The sequence below is a fragment of the Stappia sp. BW2 genome (genome assembly GCF_008107695.1).
Taxonomy (GTDB): Bacteria; Pseudomonadota; Alphaproteobacteria; order Rhizobiales; family Stappiaceae; genus Roseibium.
The window spans coordinates 359,948-366,766 of sequence record NZ_VIRG01000060.1; the positions used below are offsets into that span (position 1 = coordinate 359,948).

At 59.1% G+C, this 6,819-nt stretch carries 6 protein-coding genes; 2 read left to right on the plus strand and 4 right to left on the minus strand.

Translation table 11 applies throughout. From position 1 onward, the window contains the following. Nucleotides 1-16: 16 nt before the first annotated feature. From FMN63_RS11210 to FMN63_RS11225, 4 genes are all read right to left on the minus strand, one after another. On the minus strand, nucleotides 17-1,006 hold the full coding sequence (locus tag FMN63_RS11210) for an AAA family ATPase (protein WP_148584053.1): 990 nt from the start codon (nucleotides 1,004-1,006) through the stop codon (nucleotides 17-19). Nucleotides 1,007-1,290: 284 nt separating this feature from the next. Further along, nucleotides 1,291-2,682: a sensor histidine kinase gene (locus FMN63_RS11215; protein WP_148584054.1), complete on the minus strand. Its 1,392-nt coding sequence runs from the start codon at nucleotides 2,680-2,682 to the stop codon at nucleotides 1,291-1,293. Further along, entirely contained in the window at nucleotides 2,669-3,346 is a 678-nt protein-coding gene (locus FMN63_RS11220) for a response regulator transcription factor (protein WP_148584055.1), read from the minus strand. The genes FMN63_RS11215 and FMN63_RS11220 overlap by 14 nt, the downstream gene beginning before the upstream one ends. A 161-nt stretch (nucleotides 3,347-3,507) precedes the next feature. After that, entirely contained in the window at nucleotides 3,508-4,395 is an 888-nt protein-coding gene (locus FMN63_RS11225) for a helix-turn-helix transcriptional regulator (protein WP_286192600.1), read from the minus strand. A gap of 740 nt (nucleotides 4,396-5,135) precedes the next feature. Here FMN63_RS11225 and FMN63_RS29825 point away from each other — a divergent pair. Then, on the plus strand, nucleotides 5,136-6,683 hold the full coding sequence (locus FMN63_RS29825) for an autotransporter-associated beta strand repeat-containing protein (RefSeq protein ID WP_148584057.1): 1,548 nt from the start codon (nucleotides 5,136-5,138) through the stop codon (nucleotides 6,681-6,683). Next, a partial coding sequence (locus tag FMN63_RS29995) for an autotransporter-associated beta strand repeat-containing protein (protein ID WP_353619203.1) occupies nucleotides 6,667-6,819 on the plus strand: 153 nt, incomplete at its 3' end. The genes FMN63_RS29825 and FMN63_RS29995, both read left to right, overlap by 17 nt.

Genomic DNA, 6,819 nt, shown 5'->3' on the forward strand with positions numbered 1-6,819 from the left:
ACGGTCCCCCGTGTGTTCAAGCAACCGGAACCCTGTCGATCAGGGCGTCGATGAAACCGTCCGCTGTCTTGCCTTCCGCTTCTGCCTCGAAGCTGAGGATGATGCGGTGGCGCAGCACGTCATGCAGGACGGCCTGCACGTCGGACGGAGTGGCGAAATCCGCGCCGTTCATCCAGGCGTGGACCCGCGCACAGCGGTCCAGGGCGATGGTCGAACGGGGCGAGGCGCCGTAGGAGATCTGATGGGCAAGGTCGTCGCCATACATCTGCGGGCGGCGGGTCGCCTGGATCAGCTGAATGATGTAGTCCGTGAGCGCATCCGAGACGTGGGTTTTCAAGGCCGCCTGTCTGGCGTCGAAGATCTCCTTCTGGGACACCTGGAAGGTGGGCTTCACGTTTTCGGCCATGGCTTCGCCACGTACGATCCGCAACACCTCGCGTTCGGCTTCCGCTGACGGATAGTCGATCTTGACGTGCAGCATGAAGCGGTCGAGCTGGGCTTCCGGCAGCGGATAGGTGCCTTCCTGTTCGATCGGGTTCTGGGTTGCCATCACCATGAAAAGATCCGGCAGATGGTAGGTCGCTCCGGCGACGGTCACCTGACGCTCGGCCATGGCTTCGAGCAGGGCCGACTGCACCTTGGCCGGTGCGCGGTTGATCTCGTCCGCGAGGATCAGGTTGTGAAACAGGGGGCCGGAATGAAACTCGAAGGTTCCTTTTTCGGGCCTGTAGACTTCCGTCCCGGTCAGATCGCTGGGGAGCAGGTCCGGGGTGAACTGGACACGGCAGGGCTCGCCTTCGATAAGTTCGGCCAGAGTGTTGACGGCCTTTGTCTTGGCAAGGCCCGGCGCTCCTTCGAGCAGAATGTGCCCGTCGCCGAACAGACCCAGAAGCAGCCTGTCGACGAACTGCTCCTGGCCGACGATCCGCTGGTTCATATGATCGCGGAGCGCGTCGACAAGCGCGTTGTTCGGGCGGGCGGCGGTGTGAAGTGCATTGCTGGTCATCAGAGTCCCTCGCAATCGGGCCCGGCATCGTGCCGAGGCGCCGCGGTTTCAGGTTCAAAGCTTCTGTGAAAACGAGAACCAGCCTGCGGGTGGCTGCAAGGCCTCCATTCGCCTTGCTTAGAGGCGCTGGTGGGCCGTGCAATCAGGGAGATCGCTGAAAAGGAATCAGACTTTTCAGTCCGACCGACCTAAATGGTTCTCGCTTTCAAGGTTCACTTCCCGAAGTCCATGAACTACGAAAACCCTAAGCGGCGGAGTTTGAGGCAGCTTGCGGCGTTCTTTAATTATTGTTGAAGTTGGCGTTTGGGGAACGAGACGGTGACCTGCAGCCCCGGATGATCGGCAGAGTCGGGGTCTGTCTTAGACAGCGCTATGGCAGCCTCGTGATGGTCGGCAACGGCTTTGACAAGGGCAAGGCCGAGACCGCTGCCCGGCTTGCTGCGGGCGCTGTCGATCCGTTTGAACAGGTCGAAGACCTCATGCCGCTGCCCGTCGGGAATGCCCTCGCCCGTGTCCTCCACGACGAGATCAAGCCTGTCGGGCAGGTTCGCAAGACGCACCCGGACCGAAATGCCGGTGCCCCCATGCACGATTGCGTTTCCCACAAGGTTGGCGAGCATCTGCTGCACCATGTTCTTGTCGCACAGAAGCTGGCAATCGCCGGCTTCCCCGGGCAGAAACGCGAGTGTCTGACCGTTCTCCTGTGCCAGAGGCGTGAAGAACTCGACCGTATTCTCGATGAGACTGCCGAGGTCGTTCATCTGCATGTCCTTGCGCGGTGAGCCCGCACGGATCCGGGTGATCCGCAGAATTGTATCGATGATGTCGTTAAGCGACCCCGTCTCGGTGAGTGCCCGTTCGACTTGAGGCTGCGCATTGCCGCCGGCCTCGATTTCGTCCAGAGCATCGTTCAGCACGAGGCCGACACGGGCAAGCGGGGTCTTCAGGTCGTGCGCGATGGCAGTGGTTGTCGCGCGCATGCTGTCCATCAGGCCGGAGAGAGCGTCGAGGTTGGCGTTGATCTGGATGGAGATCCGGTCGATCTGGTCCTTCCTGTCAACGATCGGAACGCGCGCGTCGGACTCTCCCTTCGCAACGCGTGCGAGAACGCCCTCGATCGACCGGAGTTTTGCGAAACTCTCACGGCTCGCTGCCAGACCCAGAACCAGCGTTCCGAAGGTCAGCAACACGGTCATGACGACGAGGCCCACAATCATGTGAGTGCGTGTCTCGTCAACGTCCTTGAGGCTTCGGCCAACAACGAGCGTTGCATCGTTGAACTTCTGGACCGACAGCACGAAATGGCCTGCGCTCCCTTTCGCGGAGACAGATTGCAGCCTGGTGTCGCGGAGACCGATGAAATCCGGCATGGCAAGGTCGGCCCCCGCCAGATTGACGCCCTTTTCATCGAAAACAGCAGAGACCCGTTCCTGACTGTTGACGAGGTCGCTCAAGGTGCCGATTGCCTTCACCAGGCCCTTGCGCCCTTCCGAAGAATAGATGTCGCTCAGAAGGACCGCTTCCTCCAGGGTCTGCTGCTCCGTGGCATCGCGCAGGGCCTGGGTGGCAGACCAGATGAACAGCGTCCCGCCCAGGCACATGAGAACCAGAACACCTATCGCGACCTTGGTGGAGGTCCGAAAGGAGCTGCCCGACAGAAGGTCAGTGAGGCGCACGGATCCGGTATCCCATGTTGCGAACGGTGTGGATCAAGGGTGTATCGAATGGCTTGTCGATCTTCTGGCGCAGCTTGCTGATGTGGGTTTCGACGACGGTCGTTCCCGGATCGAAGGAAAAATCCCAGATGCTCTCCAGGATCATCGTCCTGCTTACGACCCGGCCCTCGGCTTCCATGAGAAGTTCGAGCAGGGCAAATTCCTTGTTCTGCAGATCGATGACCTGCCCCTGGCGCACCGCGACCCGCTTGAGCAGGTCCAGCTTGAGATCGTGACACGTGAGTTCGGTCTTGTGGTTGTTCTGCTTGGGACGCCGCGACAACGCATGAATGCGGGCAAGAAGTTCTGAAAAGTGAAACGGTTTGACGATGTAGTCGTCACCGCCCGCCATCAGGCCCTCGACCTTGTCCTCGACATCGGAGACCGCCGTCAGAAAGATAACCGGCAGGGAGCTGTTGGAGGCTCTGAGCGCCTTGACGAGCGAAAGCCCGTCAAGCCCGGGCATCATCCTGTCGATGATGGCAACGTCGCAGGTATTGTAAAGGCAATAGGTCAGCGCTTCGCGGCCGTCGCTCACCCAATCGACCGAAAATCCCTGTTCGAGCAGACCTTTGCGGACGTATTCCGCCATCGTCTCATCGTCTTCAGCAACCAGAATTTTCATCGCTCGGGCTTTCGATCAGAACAAATCGCCGTCTTCGTGAATTACTCCCTGATTGGCGGCAGTGCAATCGGTTCGCTGCGAGTGACTGCCGGATTTCGATCCGGACGAGGCCCAATGCGAGACATCCGGCAAGCTGACGACCCTAAATGCGCCCTGCGCGTCTATTTCTTCGACGCGCCCTGTCGAAAGGTTTTCGTGGTTGCGCCGGTCCAGCCCCTGAAGGCTCGGTAAAACGAGTTCAGATTCCGATAGCCCAGCAGATCCGCGACTTCGGCTGCGGGTCGATGTTCTTCTTCGAGATAGCGGATGGCAAGGTCGCGCCTCGTCTGTTCCAGAATTGTCCGGAAACTAACCTGCTCGGCCTTCAACAGTCTCTGCAACTTTCGTGTGGTCATATCGAGATGCTCGCTGACATCGCCAATACCGCACCTGCCCGAGGGCAGGATTTCAACAAGCGCCTTGCTGACCTGGCTGCCGATCCGGGACCGGGGAGCAGGCGGACTTGCGGAAACGTGTTGCGTGTCGTCCGTTGATTGCACCTTCGCCTGAGCCATCAGGAGCGGCCGATGAACGTCATTGTTGGAGAATTCGATGAACGCATGATCGGCTTCGACCGGGACGATACCAAGATAGGCGACGTCTTCTTTCCGGAGGCGGCCGGCGGACATAATGCCGACCCTCAACGGTTGAATGTGGCATCCGGTATAGATGCGCCCCAGGTCGACAAGGTACAGAATTACCCACAGCACAAACCACTGCATCAGAACGACCTCAGCAGTCACCGGCCTTATTTCAATGCGAAAACGGTCAGCACGCCTTTCCATACGAAAGACTGCGCCACCCCCAGGCCCTTTCAATTCGGAAAGATTCTCATAGCCTGTCTGCAAGGTCTCGCATCGAGCGAAGACCAGCGTGCTGGCAGGGCGGGGAGTGCGAGCCCAAAACGTAGCCAATTTATAGGAAATATCATCGCGTCCGCTCACGCGCTCGATCGCACGCTCCAGAGCGAAAAGCTCCCTGGGCTTTACTTGCCGGGTTTCGTCCAGCAAGTAGTCGGCCGGCAACCCGGCAGTCTTCATGACCGAATATTCATCGAGCTGAAGCACACGAATGATGGATTTCAGGATCTGTGGCATGAGGAGCAAAGGCGCTGGAGGGAGAGATTCTTGAAAGGCCTATGCTGCGCTAGCGCAGGAGAGGTTTTAACGCAAGCACTCGAACGAATATCATTTCCAATCAAGTGCATAAAACCATGGGTTGTCGTTTATTGCGAGAAAAAGTGTGCATTCTGCTAGATCCGAGCGGCGGATAATCTGAAATAACAGCGAGAGCGTTTCCCAGGGTGTGGACCCATAAATAAAGACGAAATGGCATGAGACATGGCGAAACCGCGTTAGGAAATGTGGTCGGAGCGGGCTTTCTGCCCGGTCAAGCACGCTGACGACACGCAGTGAAGCCATTTTCATGTCCTTCGGATTTGACCGGACCAATCCGCCTCAAACCATTTCATCTTCATTTATGAGTCCCCACCCCGGGGAAATCAAACCCTCCGACAGGCCACGCAATCTTTCGCACGCCAGCATCGGTGGATGCGGTAACCAGTTGAACTCGGGCAACAAGATGTTTCTGAACGATTTGGTTGCGGCGCACGCTTCTTGCCAACAGCTCAGACACACTTTCGACAATCAACCGGCAAGGCCCTGCCGGTCTTGACCACCCGAAGCGATGGAACCGCGCCACCCTCCCGGGAGGGTGCCGTTCCGGCGCCATGCTCTCGAGACAAAAGCCAATGATCCTTGCACCACGCCCTTCGCGGCTTCGTATTTTTCTGCTGCTTTCTTCCGCGCTTGTTTCTTCCGCACTGGCTGATCCAGGTGATGGCGGCGTGGGAGGTTATAACGACGGCGAAGAGCCGGGAAAAGCATCTCTGGACGGTGCAGGGGGGGATGCAGAGACACCCCACCGTGAAGATTTCGGGGGCGCCGGTGGCGGCGCCGGTGTCACAGGTGGCGTTGGAGGAATTACTCCTGACGACGACCCCTACCGCGCCGGAAGTGGCGGCAATGGAGGCGATCATGACTACAGCGGAAACGGGAGCGACATCGGAAGCGGTACGGTTAACCTTCAGGGGACCGATGGTGGCGCGGGAGAGGACGCGCCAGAAACGTTTTCCGCCGCTGGCGGTGGCGGCGGTGGTGGTGGTTTCGGGGCCGTCGTAACCGACACGTCTTCGCTGAACGTCACAAGCGGTAGTATTGCCGGTGGGGCGGGGGGAGCAGGTGGAGCCTCCCCCAAGCGGTACGCCGGAGCAGGTGGAAGTGGCGGCTATGGGCTCGTCCTCAACAAGACGTCCGGCATCCATACGATCGGTGCGACCGTTTCGGGAGGTAGCGGCGGTGATGGCGGCGATGGTAAGTATGGTAGCTACAATAACGGAGGTGACGGTGGGTCGGGGGTTTATCTCACCGGCCATTCTTCACCGGTTACGGTCATCATTGAAGGGAGTGTCACAGGCGGGGACGGTGGCAATGCCGGCGCGGTCTCGGATCAAATGAGTGCGGACGGTGGTGATGGCGGCGACGGTGTGAGGGGACGCAATATCAACGTCGTCGTTTCCTCGACCGCTTCCATTTCCGGAGGGGTGGGCGGAACACCGACGACCGATCCGAGAAACTCGTCCTGGCTTGGCACGGCAGGGTCTGAAGGGCATGCCATTACCTTCTCAGGCGGCACGAATTCGCTCGAGCTCCAGGCCTCCTCCGGCGGATCGCTCGCCACCCTCAATGGCGGCATATCCCATGCCGGGACCAATGACATCCTGAAACTCGGCGGCAGCAACAACGCCAACTTCGCTCTCTCGGGTCTGTCCGGAACGTTCAGCGGCTTCGGCTCTTTTCAGAAAACCGGGACTGCGACCTGGACACTGACCGGCACAACGACTTCGACAAAAGACTGGACCGTTTCGGCCGGTGTGCTGAAGCTCACCGGCGGCAGCATTGCCGGAGCAACCACTGTTGAAAGTGGAGCGACCGTTCAATTCGATCAAAGCGCCAATACCATCCATTCCGCCTCGATTGATGGGGCGGGTGGCCTTAAAAAGAGCGGCAGCGGAACGCTGACCCTGACGGGCAACAATAGCTACTCGGGTGGAACGAACGTGTCCGCAGGAACGCTGGAAGCCAGCACAACATCCGTGTCCGGCAATATCAACGTTTCGTCGGGCGCGAGAATGCGTTTCAATCAGACGTCGGATAGCATCTATAGCGGGGCAATCTCCGGGGCCGGGCGCTTTAAAAAAAAGTGGTGCCGGCACTCTGACCCTGACGGGCAACAATAGCTACTCGGGTGGAACGGATGTGTCCGCAGGAACGCTGGAAGCCAGCACAACGTCCGTGTCCGGCAATATCAACGTTTCGTCGGGCGCGAGAATGCGTTTCAATCAGACGTCGGATAGCATCTATAGCGGGGCAATC

Bases quoted from the DNA above. Each gene is read 5' to 3' on its own strand.
- FMN63_RS11210 (WP_148584053.1), bottom strand. From the start codon at position 1,006: ATGACCAGCAATGCACTTCACACCGCCGCCCGCCCGAACAACGCGCTT.
- FMN63_RS11220 (WP_148584055.1), bottom strand. From the start codon at position 3,346: ATGAAAATTCTGGTTGCTGAAGACGATGAGACGATGGCGGAATACGTC.
- FMN63_RS29825 (WP_148584057.1), top strand. From the start codon at position 5,136: ATGATCCTTGCACCACGCCCTTCGCGGCTTCGTATTTTTCTGCTGCTT.